Genomic DNA, 23688 nt, shown 5'->3' on the forward strand with positions numbered 1-23688 from the left:
CCAGCCAAAAAATAGGGATTTTTTATGTCTCCAATTTACTTCGTAAGTTTACTCGTGGCCTAGCCGGCGCCACTGCAACATGGCTAGCTGAGCAGATAAAACTGCACACCGGGCATATGGGTAAAGATGGTATGACTTCATCAGATGAATTATCAGAATTATTAATGTCATTAATGCCTTATGAACCTGCAATATATAAGAAGCTATATAATGTTGTATGGGATTATATAAAGTTAAGCTACTGTAAATAGTAAAGCTTCCTCCAGTCGGTGAGCTTTTATCTCTTTTTAGATCTATATAGCAAGCTCTATAATTAACTTATCCTGCTCAACCTAGGGAATATTAATATGGGAATGCAAGTCAGTATAGATATAAATTTCGCACAAGAATATTCTCCTAAAGAGATATTAAAGTGCCTAATAAATAATGGCGGGAATATTTATTATCAAAATACGGTTACTTATCTATCGTCAAATGATATCGATGATTATAACTGGTTAAATATCGATATGAATTTGTTCAATTTAGACGAGTTTATAAACTCTCATAATATTATGGATAAAGTCGGTATAGTGATGGTTTATGATAATGAATCAGGCGGTAATTTATTAATTTACCCTAATTATTTATCTATGTCATTGTCAATAAATCGTCAGTATTTATCTGGAGAAGATATTCCGGATTTTAATTGGTATCTAAGAAGAATGCGTGTTTTTTTAAGAAATATAAAACTATCTAGCATACAATGTGAAACCATCTACTAATGAATAATCCCTCCTTTTAGCTCAGCCCCTTCAATCCTGATAATCAACAGCTCTGTTGTACATCGTTGATGACTGGCTTACCGATGGTAAAGCCGAAGGCTTCCAGCCAGCGACCTTTAATGGTCAGTTGTGGTATGGGGTTAGGTCTGCCCAGATTAGGTGTTGTAACTCATGGTGTAAAACCGCTCAGTAATGGGTTGTGTGGGTTCTTTGTATATGGTTGATTTTAACTTAGTATGTGCCTTTACCATAGATAACTCTTATCCGCATTATTTCCGCACATTATGACCGATTTATTTATATCCTAATATCAATAAGATGGTATAGACTCCTCAATATTTTTTACAAATTAGAATGATTCAATATTCAATTATAAGGCTTTGTGAAAATTGTCAGATAACTAGCTCGAAGTATAAATAGATATGAGTATTTTAAATATAAATTGGAAACACGTATTTGGAACAATATTTACTTGATTACATATATTGAGTTAATTGCATAAATTAAAGTGCTTAAATTTTATATCATGAAAATAATATGTGATATTTATCACAATTAATTAATATTAAATTTGTTGGCACTAATTTTAATATGTATTATTTAAAAAAAAGGGAGTTTTTTTCTAAATGTGGTGAATCGATTCACCTAACTGATAAATGAAATTCAAGGAGGAAAATTGGGAATAATATTAAATAAGTAACGCACTGTTTTAAGACAGAAAAATAAAAAATAAATATTTAGGAATATTAAAATTACAATTAAGGAAATAATATGAATAATAAAAGAAATTCATTAAAAATAGCTGGAATCGCTATTGCAGTATGCTCATTATTTATGTCTTCAACAACAATGGCCTTTCAACCAGGTTCTACAGAAGATTTTTTAGGTCATGAAGTTGGACCTACTTATCATACAGCAGCTGAGGCAGTAAGTAGTAATGATTATCTTCCAGGACCTCCTAAAAATGATTCAGCAGTATTTGAAGCAGACAAAGCTGCATATCAAGAAGGTTATAAATTTAAAGATACAGCTCGCTGGAAGCAAGCAACCATGGATGCAGATTTACATACAACTAATATGGCAAAAATATTTTCTGAACCAATGGGAATTACTATTTCACAAGAAACAACACCGACTCTTTATAAAATGTTAGGTGATCTTCTTGTTGATTCAGCAGATAATGCTACCAAAACAGCAAAAGAAGCGTATATGAGAGAACGCCCATTTGTATTCTTTGGTAATCACACATGTCAACCAGTTAATGAAGAAGATCGATTGCGTAAGAATGGATCATATCCTTCTGGGCATACTTCTTATGGATGGACTGTGGCATTAGTACTTGCTCAAATGGCACCATCTCATGCAGAAGCCATTATAAAACGTGGTTATGAATTTGGTCAAAGCCGAATGATCTGTGGTGCTCACTGGCAAAGTGATGTTGATGCAGGACGAATTGTTGGTGCTGTTGAATATTCTCGCTTACAAACTCTTCCTAAATTCCAAGAAGATCTTCGTAAAGCTACAGAAGAAGTTAAACGTCAATATAAGTCATCTAAATAATTAATTGATTTTTACCCTCTTAAGATATTTTTAAAATACTTAAGGGGGTAAATTATATATTAATAATATTGGAATTTATTAAATTAATTATTCTTAGAGGATGACAATTTATTGAACAATATTAGCCAATCTAAGATACATACTTTTCAACTCAAATAGGCTATCATATTTTATCTCATCTCATAGTGCTTATTTTTCTATAAAATGAAAAAAATAAATTTATTATTATCTGTACTTGGTTTTTTATTGCCATTGACAGTCATGGCAGTAGAAGTCAATGATGTAACTGGAATGACACCAGTTCAAGTTGCTGCAGTTGTGCAACCAGAATCTACTCAACAAGTTGTTGATATAGTTAAAAAGGCTACCGGACCAATTAGTATCGCTGGTGGTAAATATAGTATGGGAGGACAAACAGCAATCCAGGGGGCGGTGCAAATTGATACTCGCAAATTAAATCATGTCATTGATTTTAAACCTGAACAAAAGTTGCTAACTATCGAGACCGGTGCCACATGGCATCAAGTTCAAGAGCTTATAGACCCTTATGATTTATCTGTAAAAATAATGCAAAGTTATGCTAATTTTAGTATTGGTGGATCATTAAGTGTTAATGTTCATGGCCGTTATATAGGTGAAGGACCTATAATTCTTTCGGTAAAACAATTCAAAATTGTGTTAGCTGATGGCAAAGTAGTAATAGCTAGTCCTGAGCAAAATCAAGATATATTCTATGGTGCTATTGGTGGTTATGGTGGCTTAGGTATAATCACCGAAGTGACTTTACAACTTGCAGATAATGTTAAAGTCAAACGTTTTAGTAAAGCTATGCCAATAGCAAACTATTATGAATATTTCAAACAGAATATACGTTCTGATAGCAAATCAATCTTCCATAACGCTGTAATTTATCCACCAGATTATAAAAGAGTGAGATCGGTCACTTATAAACAGACTGAAGAACCATTAACGATTTTAGAACGATTGAGATCTGATGATAAAAAGAACCAAAATTTGGAAAAACCAATCAAAATTGTATCCTCATCGTCTATTGGTAAAAATTTACGAAAATTATTTGATGATTTTTATTATATAAAAAAACCAGTAATGTGGCGTAATTATGAGGCTAGTTATGATGTCTCGTATTTACAACCGATAGCGACTAAAAATAAAAGCTTTGTTTTGCAAGAATATTTTATACCGGTTGATCAATTTGATCACTTTTATCCAAAATTAGTCACTATTTTGAAAAAAAATAAAGTTAATGTTATTAATATTTCTATTCGTCATGCCAATCAAGATAGTGGTTCATTACTGGCTTGGGCAAAATCGGAAGTATTTGCTTTCGTGATCTATTATCAGCAAGATACTGATGAACTGAGCAAACAACATGTTGGTAATTGGACAAGAGAATTAATAGATGCAGTTCTGGAAAATCAAGGTAGCTACTATCTACCTTATCAACTACATGCAACAACAGAACAATTTCAAAGAGCATATCCACAAGCTGAGCAATTTTTTAAACTTAAAGCTCGTTTAGATCCACACAATAAATTCAGTAATATGTTATTAAAGCGCTACCATATTCAAACTGTTCAATGACATAGTAGCAAGATAATTAGTTATTTTTTGTTAAATAACTAATTATTTAAGCTGATATTAGATAATATCAATAAAGTTCAATACATTGTTTAATATTAGAAAAGATTTTATTTTTAAACTTATGTGAGCTTCATTTTAATGTACTATATAACGAATATTAAACAAAAAATTGTTTGTATATTTTAATATTAATTTTCCTGTCATTTTTATCAACTATTTGAAAATAAACTAGTTTTTTAATGCTTCTAATACTAGTCTAAATACATTTGAATGCCCCTTGCGACTTGGATAATAAATATAAAAAGGTTCATATGTAATTGAATATTCAGGTAATAATTCTATAAGTTGTCCTGATGCTAATTCATTTTTTACATCTGGATAACCAATCCAACTAATACCTAAACCATCAAGAGTCGCTTGTTTTCTTAAATGATTATTGATTGTGAAGTGAGAAATAGGGTGATATTGTATAATATTTCCTTTATCGGAAAACTCCCATATCGATTCCATTCCATATTGGGTTGAAACTTTTTTGCCAATTAATAAATGTTGATCTAAATCATTAATCTGTTTTGGTTTTGTTCTCTGATGCAAATAATTCGGACTAGCCACTAAAGTCATACGCAAAGGGTCTGATATTTTTACTGCTATCATCTCTTTCGCCAAATCATTACCAATTCGACAACCCATATCGAAACCTTGTTTAACAATATCAACTAAGTTATTGTCACATTGAATTTCAATTTTAATTTGTGGATAGCGTAGTGAAAATTGGCTTAATTTAGGGTATATAAAATTTTCAATAGCAATATTCGATGCATTAATTCTAATGGTACCCGATGGAGTATCAAGGTAATCACCAAGAGCGGCAACTTCTTCATTGATTTGTCGATATAAAGGGGATATTTGTTTATAAAGTTGTTCTCCTGCCTCTGTTAATGAAAGGCTTCTAGTCGTGCGATTAAATAGCCGTAAACTCAAACGTGTTTCTAAGTTTCGCATGCTATGACTTAGTGCTGATGACGAAACACCTAAAGATTTGGCTGCACCAACAAAGCTTTTTGCTTTAGCTATAGTAATAAAATAACTTAGTTCATTATAGTTATACATCGGATATAAATAGACAATTAATGAATTTAATTCATGATACTATAAATGAACAACACGTTTATCTCAATAAAAGTTAACGATAAAATACTCATTACTAAGATTGAATTTTTAACAATTTATTAAGTTAATCAATCTATTATTAGCTAGTTAGGAGAGAGAGTATGGATTATATAAAATTAGGTAATTCTGATATTGAAGTCTCACGATTTTGTTTAGGGTGTATGAGTTTTGGCGATCCTGCCAGTAAAATGCATGATTGGACACTTAATCCAGAACAAAGTGAAACAATCATTAAACATGCCTTAGATCTAGGAATTAACTTTATTGATACAGCAAATACATACTCTAGTGGTACTAGTGAAGAATATGTAGGAAGAGCGATTAAAAGAAATATAGCTCGAGACAAAGTAATACTGGCTACTAAAGTCTATTTTAATGAAGGGCATTTATCTAAAACAGCAATTGAACGAGAAATTGAAGGATCCCTGAGACGATTAGGTACCGATTATGTTGATTTATATATTATCCATCGTTTCGATTACAGTACACCGATTGAGGAAACCATGGCTGCGTTACACCATTTAGTTCAGAGTGGTAAAGTACGAGCATTAGGTGCTTCTGCGATGTATGGTTATCAATTTTATAATATGCAATTAGTCGCTAAACAAAATGGTTGGACGACGTTTGTTTCGATGCAGAATCACTATAATTTATTATATCGTGAAGATGAAAGAGAATTGATCCCTGTCTGTAAGCAATTCAATGTTTCATTAACCCCTTATAGCCCTTTAGCGGCAGGTAGACTTTCCCGATTAGAATGGCAGACCAATACACTACGTAGTAAAACTGATAAAACTGCTGTTGCTAAATACGATAGTACCCAACAAATAGACATGAATATAGTGAAAAGGGTTAATGAAATTGCGCAAAAATATGCAGTAACCATGACGCAAGTTGCTCTGGCATGGCAATTTGCCAAAGGTGTAGCTTCGCCGATCATTGGGGCAACCAAAACTCTGTATTTGGATGATGCGGTAGGCGCATTAAAGCTTTCATTAACTAAGGATGATATTGCTTATCTTGAAGAACTTTACTTGCCTCATCGTATTGTCGGAGCACTTTAATTAGTCACAATGTATAAAAATTTACTGACAAATATCATTGAGATATTTGTCAGTAACAGTCACTAAATTTTTCCTGAATTTAAATATTTTTGCATCTCTTCTTTCGGTACCATTCCACCGCCAGTTGCCCATACTAAATGAGTTGCATTTTGTAATTGCTGAGGAGTGAATTGCATACGTTCTAAATATTCTGAGTTGTTAGTTACAACTACCGGACCTTGCATACCGGCAAGGGCAGACGGTTCAAGTTGAATGTTTTCAGTTTTATCCAGTAGTACTAACAAATCATACATTTCCTGATCCGACAAGGTATAATATCCATCTAACAGACGTTCCATGGCTCGTCCAACAAATCCAGATGCACGACCAACTGCCAATCCATCTGCGGCGGTAATATTATCAATTCCGATGTCTTGTACCGAAATTTTGTCGTGTAGACCAGTATAAACCCCTAGTAACATACACGGTGAATGTGTTGGTTCAGCAAAAATACAGTGTACATTATCACCGAATGCCATTTTTAAACCAAAAGCAACACCGCCAGGTCCACCGCCTACACCACATGGTAAATAGACAAAAAGTGGATGATCTTTATCAACTTTAATTCCTTGTTCATTGAATTGTTGCTTTAAGCGTTCACCGGCGACTGAATATCCTAAAAATAGGGTAGTAGAATTTTCATCATCGATAAAGAAACATTTTGGATCAGACTCTGCCGCTTTACGGCCTTGTTCAACCGCAACACCATAATCTTGCTCATACTCAACAACATTAACACCATGATCACGTAATTTCTGTTTTTTCCATTCTCGAGCATCAGCAGACATATGTACGCTAACTTTAAATCCGAGTTTAGCACTCATTATGCCAATTGATAAACCAAGGTTACCTGTTGAACCTACAGCAATACTATACTGACTAAAAAACTCTTTAAATTTATCAGAATATAATTTGCTGTAATCATCTTGTTCTGATAATAGTCCATTTTCAATGGCTAGTTTTTCAGCGTGAGTTAAGACTTCATAAATACCACCTCGAGCTTTAATTGAGCCAGAAATTGGTAAATGACTATCTTTTTTCAAATAAAGCTTACCTGCGATATCAACATTATATCTGGCTTCAAGGGCATTTTTCATATTAGTAATTTCAACTAACTGTGATTCAATAAAACCCTTGGTTATAGCTGTTTCAGGGAAAGCTAATGATAAATATGGTGCGAAACGTTTTAATCGTTCACTCGCTTTTTTTATATCCGTTTGATCTAGTCCAACGTAAGGAAGACCGATTGCTAAAGTAGTGGTATTAGGGTTAAACCAACAGCTTGGTTGAAGTTTAATTAAATTTTCTACTAACGGTTTATCGGCAATAAGTGTTTTTATCTCTATTTGATTCATATTCGCTCCTTGAAAGATATCTAAATAAAATTAGATAATAAAAAAGTACCCATTAATGCAACTACTGAAGCAATGAATGTTGCGGTGGTATAGTATTTTAAAATTTCACTCATTGTCGCTCCACAATATTGCTTAACAAGCCAAAATAATGAATCGGTAACTATTGTACAACCAATAGCACCCGAACCTATAGCCAATGTAATGATTTCAGGACTGATATTAGGATAAAGAGCTAGCATCGGTGATACGATTGCTGTGGCGCCCATCATTGCAACTGTCGCTGAACCTACTGCAGCATGCAAAATTATTGCTACTAACCACGCCAATAAAATTGGATGCATATCTAAATGGGATAAAATACTTGCTAAACTATCGCTCAAGCCACTCGCTTTTAAAATACCATTAAATGCACCGCCAGCACCGATAATTAATAAAATATTGGCAATTGATGAAAAGCAATCTTCAGTTTTATTGAGTAGGTCAGACATTTTCATATCACGTCTTAGACCTAGCATATAATAGGCAACAAATGCTGCTATAAACATAGCGGTAATAGGATTGCCGATAAATTCTAAAACAGTATAAATTGAAGTGTTTTTATCCATGTTCAACTCAGCAGTTGTTTTTATCAGCATGAGAAAAATGGGTAATAATACTGTAAACAATGTTGCACCTAATGAAGGCAGTTCTTCTTCAGTTCTTACTTTTAGATCTGAAAATTGTTCCGGTACAGCTTTAAATGGAATTCTATTTTTGATCATTCTTAAAAAAATAGGACCTCCAGATAATGATGCGATTATTCCAATAATTAATCCATATAAAATAACGCTACCAATATCAGCACCTAAAGCATTAGTGACATATAATGCAGCTGGATGAGGAGGGACAATACAATGAACGGCCATTAATGCAGTACATAATGGAATCGCTAACATTAATAACGAAGTTTTGGTTTTTTTAGCAATTGAAAATGCTAATGGTATTAAAAGTACAACGCCGACCTCAACAAATAACGTTATACCACAAATCATACCAATCAATACCATAATAACATCTGGTGATAAAAAGCGGCATTTTTGTAAGGTAATACCGATACGTTCAGCTGCACCTGATATTTCCATCATTTTTCCTAGAATGGTACCTAAACCAATTACCGCCGCTAAAAAGCCAAGTGTACCACCAATACCATCTTCGATTGAGGAAATCATTGCCAATGGCTTCATTCCCATTAATGCACCTACGTAAAAACTGGATAATAATAAGGCTAAAAATGGATGAAGTTTAAATTTGATAATACTTATTACAATTAATAAAATACTCGTTATTAAAACACCTAAAACCCAAATCTGTGAATCCATAATGTTTTCCTATTCTAATTAAAGTAAAAATTACCTTGTATTAGATTTTATGGAGAGATAACTGACAAATGATTATAAATCATGTTCACATGAATAAGATTCGGTTGAATAAGTGTCAGGCTGTAAGAAAGTAACAATCATTAATTTAATTAATTGTATTTGATTTAACATTTTTAGTTAAATGTTAAGAAAATAGGTAAGGAAGGATGTACAATGTTTGATGATGATCGTTTTATTACCACTAACCGATTGATATCAGGATATCAATTAGCTAAATTCCACACTTTTGAAGCAGTTGCACGATATAATTCCTTTATGCGCGCAGCGGAAGAATTATGTATTACTCCGAGTGCCGTTAGCCATCAAATTAATAAGCTTGAAGAAGAATTAAATTTTAAGCTATTTAACCGGTTTCATCGCCGTATTGAGTTGACCCCTGATGGTGAAAATTTATTTAATATTTTAAAAAAGTCCTTGTCGATACTAAATAAAGAAATCTTTGAAATAAAGAGTCAGGAATTAATCGGGCAGTTGACCATTTATTCGCGTCCTTCCTTTGCGCAAGGCTGGCTTGTTCCAAGAATATCAGAATTTAACAAGAAACATCCTTATATTATCTTGAATATATTAACAGGTAATGAAATAATCAATTTTGATCGTCATCGTATTGATTTAGCTATTTATTTTGATGATTTAGAGTATAACGACTTGGATGTTTATCATTTAATGAATGAAACGATTGTACCTGTGTGTAGCCCTCAATATGCGGAATATCATCAACTTACTGAAAATATTGAAAACCTAAAAAATTGCTTAATAATACATGATAATCAAGCTTGGGGATATGATACCAACTTCGACGAATGGCAATCTTGGGTGAAGCACTTTAATATTGATCTAGATTTTGAAGATTTACCTACAATGTTATTTGATCGATCTGATTTAGCGATCCTCGCGGCGATTAATCATTCAGGTATTGCCATGGGAAGAAAACATATTATCAATAAATATTTTGAATCAGAGGAGTTAGTTACTCCCTTTCCAAATATGACGTTAACATGCAAACAACGTTACTATGTTGTTTCTGCTTCCAAGGGAAGAAATCCAAAAGTTAAAGCTTTTGTAAGATGGTTAAAAGAAAATTTGGCTGAGCAGTCGGTTGAAAGTGTTATCTAAAATTTAGTTAAAACTAAAGATTAATTGTATATATCTAATATGAATATAGATATAATTTTTTCGTATTATCCCAATAGTTAATCACTATCTATAATGTTATTTCTAAAAAATAGAATCAATTGTTCAATTAGATTAATTTACTGATTGAAATAGGGAGCGATAATGAAAAAATATATTTGCATAATTATGCTGTTGGGTTTGACTTTAATTGGCTGTGACAATAAATCAGAATCAGCCCAAAAAAGTCAACAAGATAAAAAAGAGATCGTAGTTGGTTTGCCACCAAGTATGCACAATATAATGATGGAAAAAGTTGTTAAGCCCGCTTTAGAACAAAAAGGTTATAAAGTTAAATTGGTAAATTTCAGCTCTCTTAGAGATTCAAATACTGCTTTAGTTGAAGGAAGTATTGATCTTAATGCCGCACAGCATCAAGCTTATCTTGACGTTTATAATAAAGAAACTAAAAGTGATCTTGTATCTTTAGTCCATATTCCTTCTATTTCAGCTGCGCTTTTTTCTCAATTGCATCATTCTATTGATGAAATAGCTAATGACCAAACAATTGTCATTCCCAATGATCCATCAAATAAGGCAAGATCATTATTATTCTTACAAAGCTTAAATTGGATTACTTTAAAATCTGATAGTAAATCGGGAACATTAGATTTAAATGACATAGCAGAAAATAGATATAATTTAAAATTTAAATCGATATTATCGGAATTAATTCCTAGAACTCTTGGTGAAGTTGATTACGCGATAATGCCCGGTGGGGTTGCATGGTTAAGTAAAGTTCCGGCTGAAGATGTTTTAGTACAAGAAAAGTTAACACCTAATTTAGAATTAATGGTTGTAGTAAAAAAAGAAAATTTGCACAGTAAATGGGCTCAAGAGGTTAAACAACTTTACCAATCTGAGGCACTTAAAAAATTCATTAGTGAAGATCCTGATGCGAAAGGTCGTTTTATCTGGCCTCAACAATAAGCAAATAATTATTTATAAACTATTCTAGTAATAAATTAGAATAGTTTATAATGTTATATATCACATTGATTATTTATAAATAATTAAAATAAATTTATGATACCAGTTGTTATAAAATCAATGACTCTATTTGATTTTAGTATTTCTTAATAAAGAGTTTTTATATTTTGATGATTTACTCTAAAATTCGTTGTGTTAATATTTATACACTTTGATATAAATATTTTTAAAAAAAGTAGTTAAATGTGATGAAAAAAATAAAATACTCTCTTATATTAGCTTGCAGCATAACACTTTGTAGCTGTTTTAATGGTCCTACCTCACAAGTTCGTTTAATTGATAATCCTACTGCCAATGAAATTAAGTTAGTAATTGATGGTAAAGATGTTGTCATTCCTGCTAACTCAAAAATTAAGTATACTTTCGAATATGGTAAACATAATTTAGCTTATAATAATGAGTCGTTTGACATTGTGGTAAAACCTGTAAAATTTGATGGTACAGGCATTATTAATCCAACCCAAAGCAACTATATGTTACATACTTTTATCTATGCAACTGACAATACTAGTGATGAAACCTTTGACAAATTATATGAGAAAACGCTTAATAAAGTTGATGTTATCATAGATGGTGAGCAAGTACAGATTGAACTTCCTGTAAAAGTGGTTAATGATTTCTTTATTGAAGATGAAGATAATAGATGGGATTACTCTATTGATGAAAAAATCCCAGACGAAATTTCTGAAAAACTTAATAAAAATCAATCTTATCAGGCTCGTAAAATTAAAATGTATCGTGAAAGTGAATATTTGAAGTTTTTAAAAGAAGATTGGTTAGAAGAGGAAGATGAAGTTAGTTTTCCTAATAAACCTAAAAAATTGTCTGAAATTAATCAGTATGTATTCCCGAAACTTGATTTAGAAAGTATTACATGTAATGAAGGTAAAAAATATTTGCAGGATACATTAGATAAATGGCAACAACTTTTTACTTTAACAGGAAGTGATTTTGCAAGTAAGTATGAAGAATTAGGGGGATATGATGGTATGCATGCCTTACTTGATTCTAAAAAACTTTGTCCTACTGATAAAGATCCTGAACAAACTTATTCGAAAGCTATTAGCCCTTTAGATCAAGCTTTAACTAAAGGACGTGATATATACTTTTTTATTGTCAAATAAAATTTGAAAATTGTTCTTTGTTAAAAGATTTAATTATTACAATAAAAGGCATAAAATCCTATAATTAGGTTTATGCCTTTTACTTTTTATACTAACAATAACCATTTCTTTATGATAAAATTTATAATCTTTTAATATGAATTATATAAATGGATGTTATGAAAAGTTTAAAGTATTCCCTTATATTAACTTGCAACATAACGCTTTGTAGCTGTTTTAGTGGACCAGCTAAAGTTGAACGCGTGATTGATAATCCTACCTCAAATGAAATTGTAATCGCCATCGATGGTAAAGAACTGGCAATCCCGGCTAACTCTAAAACTACGTACACTTTTGAATATGGTAAGCATAATTTAACTTATAATAATGAGTCGTTAGATTTTATTGTTAAACCATCTAAATATTCTGGTGATGGATTTATTAATCCAACCCAAAGCAACTATATGCTTCATACATTTATCTATGCTACTAACAATACTAGTGACGAAGCTTTTGACAAAATATATAAAGAAACTATAAATAAGATCTCTATCATTTTAAATGGTGAGGAAGGAGAACTGGAGCTGCCTGTAATTGTTGTTAATGACGTTTTCATTGAAGGCGAACTTAATAGATGGGACTATTCTATTGACCAAGAAATACCTGAAGAAATTACTGAAAATATTAATGAAAATCAGGCTTTTCAAACTCGTAAAACTAAAATTTACCGTGAAAAAGAATATATCAATTTATTACAAAATGATTATTTCAACTCCTTAGAAGGTGAAGAGTCAAAAGTTGAAATAAGTTTCCCTAACAAAACAATAAAACTAGCTGAAATTACTAAATATGCTTTTCCTAAAATTAATTTGGAAGAAATTAAATGTGATGAAGGTAAAAAATATTTAACAAAAACATTAGAAAATTGGCAAAAATTTTTCACTTTAACAGACAATGATTTTGCTAGCACGTATGAAGATTTAAGTGGAGAAGAAGGAAAAGAAGCATTAATACGATCCCTTGAACTTTGTCCTAAAAAAATCGATCCAGAAAACACCTATTTTCCAGCATATAAACAATTAGTTGACTTTATCAATGATACGCGATATATACCTTTGATATTATTAAATAAAATATAGTTATTTTCTGATTCAAAATAGATAAAATTATAAAAGGCATAATATTTTAATTATGCCTTTTATTTTATAAACCAACCATATTAAAAGTTGAGGAGCGGGTTTTTTAAAACTTAAAAATGCAATTTTCCATTATTGCAAATCACAGTGCATTCTTAAATAAATTCGGATAGCACAAATTGTAAGTAATAATATTGATATAAATCACATAATTCATATAAAACAATTTGATTAAGTTAAGATCAATATAATATTTATGATGAGTTAATAAATGAAAGGAATATCTTATGAATAAAACTAAGTTGAAAATTGTCGCATTGATTAGTGGGATTATCCTTAGTACTTCTAGCGCTTTAGCCTCACTTGATGATGCCAAACAACTAAAAATCATTAGTTATAATGTTTATAATGGTATGAAGTTAGATGAGAGTGAAGGTAAACAGAAATATATTGATTGGGCAAAAGCACAAGATGCCGATATTATTGCTTGGCAAGAAATGAATTTTTTTACTCGTGAAAAACTTGAAAAATTTGCAGCCAGTTATGGACATAAATATGCGGTACTTTTAAAAGAATCACCAGAAGATGCTGCTTTTTTCCCTGTAGCTATTACCTCTAAATATCCAATAGTTAATGTTAATAAAGTAGTTGATAATTTGTGGCATGGGGCACTCTATGCAGATATCGGAAATTATCATTTTGTCGTTACACATATGAATCCATTTTGGACAGCTAAACGAATTGATGAGATTAATTTAATTATCGATTCAATCAAATATAGTCGTGATCCTAAAGGGAAATGGATAATTGCCGGGGATTTGAACTCATTTTCGCCAGCAGATAAATCTGACTATGATAAAAGTACCCTTTTAGAGGATATTAAAGAAAAGCAAAAGAAAAGACCAATTTTAGAAAATCTGGTTGATGGTAAACTAAGTTATACTGTACAACAAAATCTTCTGGATGCTGGTTTTATTGATGCATTAAAAATTAAACATAAAGAATTTGTGGCAACTGCACCAACTAAAGTATTTTATGATCAAGCATCAGTTCCATTACGCTATGATTATATCTATGTTTCACCACCGCTTAAAAATAATGTCATTGATGTTCAAGTAATAAAAGATGATTTTACGGATAAATATTCCGATCATTATCCTGTCCAGATGATCATAAAGAATGATTAATATTAATCGAACTTATTTATATAAAAGATATTGATAGATTAAACGGGCAAAAGCCCGTTTTTTTTATCGTGTTTTTTATTTTAAAAGGTGAGAAAAATAACCGTTACTTTTAATCCAAACGAGATTAAAAAATTATTTTCTTGCAACAAATACTGCTCGCATTGGCGCAGGATAACCTTCTACTGTTTTGGATAAATCGTTAGGATCTAAAAATTCCGCTAATGAATCGGATTCCATCCATTCTGTTTTGCGTTGTTCATCCAAACTGGTTTTGGATATATCAACCATTTTTATATCTTTAAAACCACATTTATGTAACCAATTTATCATGGTTGGTACTGATGGAATAAAATAGACATTTCGCATTTGAGCATAACGTTCACCAGGCATTAATGCTTGATGTTCGGTTCCCTCAATAACCAATGTTTCGAGTACTAATTCACCACCATCAACTAATTGATCTTTCAATTGATAAAGATGATCAAGCGGTGAGCGACGATGATATAACACTCCCATTGAAAAAACCGTATCAAATGCGTTTAATTTTGGTAATTCTTCAATGCCTAATGGAAGTAAGTGAGCTCGCTGGTCATTGCCCAATAGTTTTCTTATTGCTTCAAATTGGCATAGATAAAGCGCCATAGGGTCAATACCAACAGCAAGTTTAGCTCCTGCACCAATCATACGCCATAAATGATAACCGCTATTGCAACCAACATCGAGAACTGTTTTACCTTCTAAATAATCGATATGATTAATCAATCTTTGCCATTTCCAGTCGGAACGCCATTCAGTATCAATATCAACACCATAAAGATGAAAAGGGCCTTTACGCCATGGCATCATAGTTTTTAATAATTGTGTGATACGTTGCTGTTCGCCAGAAGATAATGGTTGCTCGGTTTTTGCGGTTACGCTATGTAATAGATCAACTTGAAAAGGGGTAATTACAGGCAAGTGTTTTATACTATTTATCCATTGACTAAAACGGTTATCTAAATTTTGTTTTTGCCAATTAGCCAATTGTGCTGGTAAAACTTCAAGCCAATTTTTAAGCTTATTTTTTGCGATAATTTGGTAAAAATCACCAAAATCAATCATTCTGTTTTCCTTTATAATTAAATTAAATCTAGAGGTTATTTGATAGCAATAATTGAGCCAAAATTAAAACATTGAAACCACGTATCAACATGCTCAAATCCTGCTGTTATCAAACGTTGTTTATGGGTCGCAACGGTGTCTGTAAGCATGACATTTTCTAGCATATTACGTTTTTGGCTTATTTCCAGTTCACTATAACCATTGGCTCTTTTGAAATCATGATGCATATTAAATAATAATTCGTCGACAGTCTCATCACTAAAACTAAACTTTTCCGATAAAACTAATATGCCATTTGGTCGTAAAGCTTGATAAATATTACTTAAAACCCGTTGTCGATTTTCTGGAGTTAAAAATTGCAAGGTAAAATTAAGAACTACCATTGATGCATTTTGCATATTTATATTACAAATATCTTCACAAATTACATCGACAGGTGTATTTGATTTATAGGCATCAATATGCTTTTTACATCGTTCTACCATAGGTAATGAATTATCAATAGCGATAATATGACAATTTTCATGTTTGATATTACGACGAATAGCGAGTGTGGCAGCACCTAACGAGCAGCCTAAATCATAAATCATGGAATTAGGTTGTACAAATCGGTCAGCTAGCATACCAATCATTGATATTATATTAGAATATCCGGGTACCGATCGTTGCACCATATCTGGGAAAACTTCGGCAACTTTTTCGTCAAAAGTCCAATCACCTAATTTATCGATCGGGGTTGCAAATAGCTGGTCTTTTTTGGTATCCATAAAAGTTATTGGTACTATAGAATCTAATTCTGTTATCATACCATTTTTTGCGTTCGATTGTTCGAGTAATTATGACTTTTGTTGATTTTACAGCCATTTTCGCAACGATTATTATCAGTATTTCGGTCACTTTTTTATTAGGAAAACGCTGGCAGTTTTGGTTTAACCTTCACTTAAGCGGTTATGGTCGAATTATTTATTGGCTAACTATTGGTTTGGCCGGTGCATCGTTAATCCTTGCTAGAGTATTAAATGATATTTTAACCTCGGGATTACATTTGTTCCTGTTAACGATTGCCGGTTTGATGATCTGTAGCGTTTTTATAACACTCATTTTTGAAATTGTTTATCGGATTAGCAAAAAGCAAATTAAGCCCAATCTTTGGCATAAAATCAGTTATATTATTGCAGTTGTAGCTTTGTTTTGTTTTGGCCATGAAATGGCGATAAATCCAAAAATAGTTGATTATCAGGTTGTGATTAATAAATCAGCCAATGTTGATCATCTAAGAATTGTGCAACTTTCTGACATTCATATTAATGAACATACCTCTGCAAGAATGATTCAAAACATGATTGACAATGTAAATAACTTAAAGCCTGATTTTATCGTAATAACTGGTGATACATTAGATAAACGATTAAAACCTTTCGTTGAAAATGGATTTATTGAACAGTTCCAGCAATTAAAGTCCAAATACGGTAATTATATTATTTTTGGCAATCATGAATATTTAGGTACCCATGATAATAATAATCGCGAAGAAGATATTATTAATGCATTTAAACGAGCGAATTTAAAAGTGTTGAAAGATGATATTGTTTATCTTGATGAGGTTGGCATCACGTTGATAGGGCGTGATGACTTTTCATCATATAAGTACGATGTTAAGCGCGCCTCATTATCCGATTTAATTATGTTTTCTGATACGGATAGACCAATAATTTTATTAGATCACCAACCACGAGATATTAAAGATGTTGCAGAACAACAAGTAGATTTAATGTTATCTGGACATACTCATGGTGGTCAAATCTTTCCTATCAATATATTGGTGGCGATGATGTACAAAAATGCCAATGGTATTTATCACGATGCTGATCATCATTTCACCAGTATAGTCAATAGCGGTTACGGATTTGGTGGGCCACCAATTCGATTAATGACTCGCTCTGAAATTGTTGTAATCGATGTATCTTTTGTCAACAAAACTACCATGCAATAGATTATCTTAAATAGGAAGCGTATTTTGAATTATCAATTTATTATTAGTAATGATGAATTATCCAATTATTGTCAAAAGATCAAGAATAGTAGTGCTATAGCATTGGATACTGAATTTGTACGAACTAGGACATTTTATCCTCATTTAGGACTTTTACAGGTTTTTGATGGCCAAGATGCTGCGCTAATTGATCCACTTAATATTAACGATTGGCAGGAATTCTTAGCAATTTTAACCAATCCTAATATTGAAAAATATTTTCACTCCTGTAGCGAAGATATTGAAGTTTTTCTTCATGCATTTAATTGTGTTCCTTCTCCAGTAATAGATAGCCAAATTTTAGCTTCTTTTTTGGATAATCCCATCAGTAGTGGTTATGCAAGTTTAGTCAATAAATATCTTGGCGTTGAGTTAGATAAAAGTGAAACACGGACTGATTGGTTAAAACGTCCTTTGACTGAAAAACAGTGTGATTATGCTATTAATGATGTTTTATATCTGTTTCCATTAATGGATAATTTAAAATCTCAGCTTACATCGATTGATTATTTAGCGGCTGCTTATCAAGAATGTCGAAATGCAATTGCGCGTAAATGCGAAACATTTGATCCTCAAAAGGCTTACTTAAATATTAAAAATAGCTGGCAATTGAAAGGGGATGGTTTAGGGCAATTAGCTAAACTTGCTTGCTGGCGCTATCAATTTGCCAAAACTCACGATATAGCGTTGAATTTTGTGGTGCACGAAGATATTTTATGGAAAATTGCGCGTTATCAACCAACTTCTTTAGCAGAACTGGATAAATTGGGTATGAGAGGTAAAGATATCCGTGCATATGGTCAAACAATTTTGGATATATTGCTTCAACCTATACCTATTATTCCGACAATTCAACGTATTAATAGTTATCCAAATTATAAAAATATTGTTGATTTATTGAAACAAATCGCTGAAAAAATAGCATCACAAACAGGACTTAACAGCGAATTAATACTTTCAAGACGATTAATCAATCAGTATGTAAAATGGCAAAATGATAGGAAAGGTGAAATTCCAGAAATTCTGTCAGGATGGCGTAAACCATTATTTGAACAATATGACCTGCCTAATTGATTAAATCATAATGGAAGAATGACAAAATTTTAGTTAAATGGTGTCAAATTACGCTGACACCAATCTCTATATTAAGCTAGTTCACTTAGCATCGATTCAACAATTTTTGATGATTGGGCTGCAGCAAGTTTTAAAAATGATTGAAAATCAACTGCCGATTCATTATCTCCATTATCAGAAATTGCTCTCACCACCACAAAAGGTACTTTAAATAACCAACAAACATGGCCAATAGCGGCAGCTTCCATTTCAACGGCGATTGCATCAGGAAAAGTTTGCTTGATCCGTTCTAAATTGCTTTTACCATTGATAAAGGCATCACCACTGCCAATTGAGCCATCAACAGCATTGACCCCATGTTTCTTTATACATTGTTTAGCTAATGATTGATAATTAACATCAGCAGCAAACGAAACAGGACAACCTGACATTTGACCTGATTTATATCCAAAGGCGGTTAAATCAACATCATGATAAAATACATCTTTTGATACAATAATATCACCGATATTCAGTTCCGTTGACAGCCCACCCGCTGAACCGGTATTAATGACTGCATCAACTTGATAATTATTTAATAATAATGTTGTTCCTGAGGCTGCAGCAACTTTACCTATGCCTGATTGTAATAATACAATTTCACAATTGGCTATTTTACCAATATGAAAATCGCATCCTAAATGACGCTCTAATTGATAATCGGTAATTTTACTCTTTAGTATGGCTACTTCTTCTTCCATAGCTGCGATAATAGCAATTTTCATATGGTCCTCTTGGCTTATTAGCCGTATATTTATTTTAAATGTGCTATCATAATTGCTGTAAGTTAACTTGACAATAAATGAATATAACGGAGATAAAATTTGCGTACGATTTTTATAACGGGGTGTTCAAGCGGTATAGGATTGATTTCAGCTATCGCTCTGAAAAAACGAGGTTATCGTGTCATTGCATCATGTCGGAAAATAGCAGACCAACAAAAATTAATTGAGCAAGGTTTTGAAACCGTTTTATTAGACTTAGACGATGCCGATTCAATTAATCAAGCTGCGCAACAAGTATTAACCTTGTGTGAAGGTAAATTATATGCGTTATTTAACAATGCTGGATTTGGCGTCTATGGCCGTTTAAACACCATCAGTCGATCACAATTAGAATCACAGTTTTCTACTAACTTTTTTGGTGTTCATCAATTAACCCAATTATTATTACCGGCAATGCTTGAACAAAATGAAGGTAGAATAATTCAAACTAGCTCAATTGTTGGCATAGTCGCAACACCGGGTAGAGGCGCATATTCTGCCAGCAAATATGCTTTAGAAGCATGGTCTGATGTACTGCGTTTAGAGTTAGCTAACACCAATATTAAAGTTTGTTTAATCGAACCTGGTCCATTGAAAACCTATTTTTCAAATAATGTAAATCAGACCGAAAAAGAAAAAATAGTAAAAAATCCACCCATTGCTAAACGCTTTACATTAGCCCCTGAAGCAGTATTACCCTATCTGTATCACGCATTAGAGCATAACAAACCGAAAATACGTTACAGGGTAACAAAAGTAACTAAATTGGCAGCAATAGCCAAACGTTTGCTTCCAGATAGATTAATGGATAAAATTTTACAAAATAAATAATCAGTTAAACTTATTTATAGGATAGATTATGTCAAATCAATTTATTTTTGATGTTAATGAACAGAATATTCAAGAAATTATTGAAAAATCAACTAGTAGTCCTGTGTTATTCTATTTTTGGTCACCAAGAAGTCCTAACTATCAAGAAATGACAGATACGTTAACCAAATTAGCAACACAACATCAAGGACAATTCATTCTTGCTAGCGTAAATTGTGATGAACAACAAATGTTAGCAGCACAATTTGGGCTTAGAGCAATTCCAACCGTTTATATGTTTCAAAATGGTCAACCTGTTGATGGTTTTCAAGGCCCACAAAATGAAGAAACCATCAAAACCTTTTTAGATAAAATTTTACCTAATGAAGATGAATTGAAACTTATTGAAGCGCAACAATTTTTTAATGAAGGCCAATATGCGCAAGCATTACCTTTATTAAAACAAGCTTGGACTGTACTTAAAGATCATTTAGGTAAACCAAGATCAGATATTGCGTTAATGTTAGCGAAAAGCCAAATTGAACAAAAACAACTAGCAGAAGCTAAGGATGTTTTGGCAACTATTCCATTGCAAGATCAGGATTCAGCTTACCACGGTTTACAAGCCGAAATTGAGTTACTCGAACAAGCTGCAAATTCACCTGAATTACAGCAATTACAAGCTGAATTAGCTAAACAGCCAGATAATGTTGAGTTAATGATTCAACTTTCATCGCAACTAATGCAAGTTGGTCGGCACGAAGAAGCATTAGAACTGTTGTTTAAACCTTTAACAAAAGATCTGAATGCTGGTGAAGGGCAGGTGAAGAAAACTTTACTAGATCTATTAGCAGCTTTAGGAACTAATAACGCACTTGCTAGTAGCTATCGCCGTAAGCTTTATACGCTATTATATTAAAATTGCTAAAACCAAAGCTTGAAGGATTTTGAACGCTTTTTTATGATTTACTGGATATTTGGGACGAATATCACAACCTAGAAATATATTTCGCAGTAAAGTTAATGAATAAAAAAATCGCGGAAAATTGAATTCTAGATAGTTAGGATAAGTTATATAAAATGAAGAGATTCAACAATAGAGCATTGTTGAATCTTTTTTATTTAGTGTTCGATAACGCGAGGAAAGTTTTCATTACTACGAAGGGTTAGAACTTCCACACCATTATCTGTAACTAAGATCGTGTGTTCATATTGGGCTGACAATCCATGATCTTTGGTTTTAACTGTCCAACCATCTTTCATGGTACGAGTACGCCAATCCCCAGTATTTACCATCGGTTCAATAGTAAAGGTCATACCTGGTTTCAGGATCACACCGCCATCATCAGCATCATAATGTAAAACTTGTGGCTCATCATGATATACTTCACCTATACCATGACCGCAATATTCACGAACAGAAGAAAAGCCAAATTTATCAACATATTTTTGAATTGCTTTACCGATTTCTTTTAATCTGATCCCCGGTTTAATGATTTTAATGGCTTCGTATAAACTCTCTTGTGTGACTTGACATAGTTTTTCTCCGGCAACAGTTGGTTTTCCTGCAATGTACATTTTTGAGGTATCACCATGAAAACCATCTTTAATTACGGTCACATCAATATTAAGAATATCACCATCTTTTAACTTTTTATCAAAACTTGGAATACCATGACATACTACATCGTTAATTGAAATGCAGCTGGTATGCTGAAAACCATGATAACCAATGTTGGCAGGAATAGCCTTTTGCACATTAACAATGTGTTCATAACAGATCTGATCCAGTTCACCAGTGCTAATACCAGGTTTTACATAAGGTTCAATCATTTCTAAAACTTCTGCTGCTAATTTACCAGCAATACGCATTTTTTCGATTTCAGCGGGGGTTTTTAACTTAATAGACATTAATGGGTTCCTATAATTTGTATGGCAATATCCTATCATATACCGCTATTTCGTCAAATCATAGCTATTGATAAATCAAGTATAATGATTAAATTTTAGATTTTTGTTAAAAAATTTTGAGGAAAGGGGTTTTTGGACATAAAAAAAGAAAACTAATACAGCTTAAAACTATTTAATTATATAATAATGCATTATAAAAAAAGGTTTTCATAAAATGCAATGTAGTTATTATCAAGAAAATAAATGTTTGTCTTGTCATAAAATAAATCAACCATATAAATCTCAACTAAATGAAAAGCAAAACCAATTAATTGAAACTTTAGCAAAGTTTAATCCTAAAGAAGTTAAAGATCCATTTGCTAGCCCTGAGCAAGGTTTTCGCAATAAAGCTAAAATGGCGGTGCTTGGCACGGTTGAAAAACCCATATTAGGTATTCAAAATGATAATCAAATCATTGATCTGTGTGATTGTCCGCTTTATAGCGTTAATATGCAAAGTATCCTAAAAATGGTTCGTACCTATATTCGTAAACAGGGACTGGTTCCTTATAATATTAATAAGCAGAAAGGGGAGTTAAAATTTGTCATTATTACCGAAAGTGTTATTGATGATAAAAGTCACTTTATGCTACGGTTTGTATTAAAATCACATAAATTTTTCGAGAAGATAAGCAATAGTTTGCACAATTTAATCGATAAGATAAATAATCTACAAGTCGTATCGATTAATATTCAACCTAATCATGCCGCTATATTAGAGGGTGATGAAGAGTTGATTTTAACGGATAATCCTTTTCTAGAATTTAGGTTAAATCACATACCACTTTATATAAAATCAAAAAGCTTCTTTCAAACAAATAGCTATATTGCTGAAAAACTATATAAAACGGCTAGTGATTGGCTGGCGAATTTAGATATAAATTCTATATGGGATCTCTTTTGTGGGGTGGGAGGATTTGGTTTGCATTGTGTTCGTCATGCCAATAACGATAATATTCAATTAACAGGAATTGAAATTAGTTCTGATGCTATTGAATGCGCATCAAAATCTGCTAAACAGCTAGGTTATGACAAACTTAATTTTGAATCATTAGATGCTACTAAATATGCAACACATCAAAACCAGACACCTGATTTAGTCTTACTTAATCCACCAAGGCGAGGGGCAGGTAGAGTACTGGTCGAATATCTGGAAAATATACAACCTAATTATATTTTATATTCAAGTTGTAATTTGTCATCATTAGCACAAGATCTACAATTGTTGACTAATTACCAAATGACCAAAGTGCAATTATTTGATATGTTCCCTCATACATCTCATATGGAAGTATTAGTTTTATTAGAAAAAATCAGATAAATCACTACACCAATATAGGCTAGTTTTTATTATGAA

At 32.2% G+C, this 23688-nt stretch carries 21 protein-coding genes and 1 pseudogene; 14 read left to right on the top strand and 8 right to left on the bottom strand.

Going from position 1 to position 23688, the window contains the following annotated elements:
- Positions 1–347 precede the first annotated feature (347 nt).
- A complete protein-coding gene (locus H3U97_RS03370) occupies positions 348–764 on the top strand; it encodes a hypothetical protein (RefSeq protein WP_034903281.1) in 417 nt (138 codons plus the stop codon).
- A gap of 43 nt (positions 765–807) precedes the next feature.
- Here the strand turns inward: H3U97_RS03370 and H3U97_RS11570 are convergent, their stop codons facing one another.
- A complete protein-coding gene (locus tag H3U97_RS11570) occupies positions 808–918 on the bottom strand; it encodes a SymE family type I addiction module toxin (protein ID WP_198198382.1) in 111 nt (36 codons plus the stop codon).
- A gap of 617 nt (positions 919–1535) precedes the next feature.
- Between H3U97_RS11570 and H3U97_RS03380 the strand changes: the two genes are divergently transcribed.
- Entirely contained in the window at positions 1536–2324 is a 789-nt protein-coding gene (locus tag H3U97_RS03380) for a phosphatase PAP2 family protein (RefSeq protein ID WP_034903278.1), read from the top strand.
- 204 nt (positions 2325–2528) lie between these two features.
- A complete protein-coding gene (locus tag H3U97_RS03385; RefSeq protein ID WP_198198124.1) occupies positions 2529–3926 on the top strand; it encodes an FAD-binding oxidoreductase in 1398 nt (465 codons plus the stop codon).
- A gap of 228 nt (positions 3927–4154) precedes the next feature.
- Here H3U97_RS03385 and H3U97_RS03390 read toward each other — a convergent pair whose 3' ends face one another.
- The gene (locus H3U97_RS03390; protein WP_198198126.1) at positions 4155–5036 is read right to left on the bottom strand and encodes a LysR family transcriptional regulator; all 882 of its coding nucleotides are present in this window, start codon (positions 5034–5036) and stop codon (positions 4155–4157) included.
- 161 nt (positions 5037–5197) lie between these two features.
- Here H3U97_RS03390 and H3U97_RS03395 point away from each other — a divergent pair, with 161 nt between their 5' ends.
- Positions 5198–6160 carry an aldo/keto reductase gene (locus H3U97_RS03395; RefSeq protein WP_065578720.1) on the top strand — a complete coding sequence of 321 codons (963 nt, stop codon included), beginning with the start codon at positions 5198–5200 and terminating at the stop codon, positions 6158–6160.
- A gap of 62 nt (positions 6161–6222) precedes the next feature.
- Here the strand turns inward: H3U97_RS03395 and dsdA are convergent, their stop codons facing one another.
- Together dsdA and dsdX are read right to left on the bottom strand one after the other, a co-directional pair.
- Entirely contained in the window at positions 6223–7554 is a 1332-nt protein-coding gene (dsdA, locus tag H3U97_RS03400) for a D-serine ammonia-lyase (RefSeq protein ID WP_198198127.1), read from the bottom strand.
- Positions 7555–7574: 20 nt separating this feature from the next.
- A complete protein-coding gene (gene dsdX / locus H3U97_RS03405) occupies positions 7575–8912 on the bottom strand; it encodes a D-serine transporter DsdX (RefSeq protein WP_065578722.1) in 1338 nt (445 codons plus the stop codon).
- Positions 8913–9125: 213 nt separating this feature from the next.
- On the opposite strand from dsdX, the gene dsdC reads away from it, so the two are divergent.
- The 5 genes from dsdC to H3U97_RS03430 all read left to right on the top strand — a co-directional run bounded on the left by dsdC (position 9126) and on the right by H3U97_RS03430 (position 14561).
- The gene (gene dsdC, locus H3U97_RS03410; protein WP_198198129.1) at positions 9126–10088 is read left to right on the top strand and encodes a DNA-binding transcriptional regulator DsdC; all 963 of its coding nucleotides are present in this window, start codon (positions 9126–9128) and stop codon (positions 10086–10088) included.
- A 162-nt stretch (positions 10089–10250) separates the two neighbouring features.
- On the top strand, positions 10251–11075 hold the full coding sequence (locus H3U97_RS03415; protein ID WP_065578724.1) for a MetQ/NlpA family ABC transporter substrate-binding protein: 825 nt from the start codon (positions 10251–10253) through the stop codon (positions 11073–11075).
- A gap of 245 nt (positions 11076–11320) precedes the next feature.
- Positions 11321–12259 (top strand): hypothetical protein, encoded by a 939-nt coding sequence (locus H3U97_RS03420; RefSeq protein WP_232343728.1) that lies wholly within the window; start codon positions 11321–11323, stop codon positions 12257–12259.
- A 158-nt stretch (positions 12260–12417) separates the two neighbouring features.
- Positions 12418–13377: a hypothetical protein gene (locus H3U97_RS03425; protein ID WP_198198133.1), complete on the top strand. Its 960-nt coding sequence runs from the start codon at positions 12418–12420 to the stop codon at positions 13375–13377.
- A gap of 284 nt (positions 13378–13661) precedes the next feature.
- Positions 13662–14561, top strand: coding sequence for an endonuclease/exonuclease/phosphatase family protein (locus tag H3U97_RS03430; protein ID WP_081299931.1), 900 nt, complete (start codon positions 13662–13664; stop codon positions 14559–14561).
- Positions 14562–14693: 132 nt separating this feature from the next.
- Here H3U97_RS03430 and cmoB read toward each other — a convergent pair whose 3' ends face one another.
- Both cmoB and cmoA read right to left on the bottom strand, forming a co-directional pair.
- The gene (cmoB, locus tag H3U97_RS03435) at positions 14694–15662 is read right to left on the bottom strand and encodes a tRNA 5-methoxyuridine(34)/uridine 5-oxyacetic acid(34) synthase CmoB (protein WP_198198135.1); all 969 of its coding nucleotides are present in this window, start codon (positions 15660–15662) and stop codon (positions 14694–14696) included.
- 35 nt (positions 15663–15697) lie between these two features.
- A pseudogene (gene cmoA / locus H3U97_RS03440) lies at positions 15698–16414 on the bottom strand (carboxy-S-adenosyl-L-methionine synthase CmoA); the annotation flags it as partial.
- 86 nt (positions 16415–16500) lie between these two features.
- Between cmoA and H3U97_RS03445 the strand changes: the two are divergent.
- Together H3U97_RS03445 and rnd are read left to right on the top strand one after the other, a co-directional pair.
- A complete protein-coding gene (locus H3U97_RS03445; RefSeq protein ID WP_198198137.1) occupies positions 16501–17655 on the top strand; it encodes a metallophosphoesterase in 1155 nt (384 codons plus the stop codon).
- 24 nt (positions 17656–17679) lie between these two features.
- Entirely contained in the window at positions 17680–18768 is a 1089-nt protein-coding gene (rnd, locus tag H3U97_RS03450; RefSeq protein WP_198198139.1) for a ribonuclease D, read from the top strand.
- A 71-nt stretch (positions 18769–18839) separates the two neighbouring features.
- Here the strand turns inward: rnd and H3U97_RS03455 are convergent, their stop codons facing one another.
- Positions 18840–19532, bottom strand: coding sequence for a 5'-methylthioadenosine/adenosylhomocysteine nucleosidase (locus tag H3U97_RS03455; protein ID WP_198198142.1), 693 nt, complete (start codon positions 19530–19532; stop codon positions 18840–18842).
- Positions 19533–19631: 99 nt separating this feature from the next.
- Here H3U97_RS03455 and H3U97_RS03460 point away from each other — a divergent pair, with 99 nt between their 5' ends.
- Both H3U97_RS03460 and H3U97_RS03465 read left to right on the top strand, forming a co-directional pair.
- The gene (locus H3U97_RS03460; RefSeq protein WP_065612979.1) at positions 19632–20402 is read left to right on the top strand and encodes an SDR family oxidoreductase; all 771 of its coding nucleotides are present in this window, start codon (positions 19632–19634) and stop codon (positions 20400–20402) included.
- Positions 20403–20430: 28 nt separating this feature from the next.
- Positions 20431–21300, top strand: coding sequence for a co-chaperone YbbN (locus H3U97_RS03465; protein WP_065612978.1), 870 nt, complete (start codon positions 20431–20433; stop codon positions 21298–21300).
- A 203-nt stretch (positions 21301–21503) separates the two neighbouring features.
- Here the strand turns inward: H3U97_RS03465 and map are convergent, their stop codons facing one another.
- Positions 21504–22292 carry a type I methionyl aminopeptidase gene (gene map, locus H3U97_RS03470; RefSeq protein WP_065578734.1) on the bottom strand — a complete coding sequence of 263 codons (789 nt, stop codon included), beginning with the start codon at positions 22290–22292 and terminating at the stop codon, positions 21504–21506.
- A gap of 214 nt (positions 22293–22506) precedes the next feature.
- On the opposite strand from map, the gene rlmC reads away from it, so the two are divergent.
- Entirely contained in the window at positions 22507–23652 is a 1146-nt protein-coding gene (gene rlmC, locus H3U97_RS03475) for a 23S rRNA (uracil(747)-C(5))-methyltransferase RlmC (RefSeq protein WP_198198144.1), read from the top strand.
- Positions 23653–23688: the final 36 nt, after the last annotated feature.

This window comes from Gilliamella sp. W8128, from assembly GCF_016100545.1.
GTDB lineage: Bacteria > Pseudomonadota > Gammaproteobacteria > Enterobacterales > Orbaceae > Gilliamella > Gilliamella apis.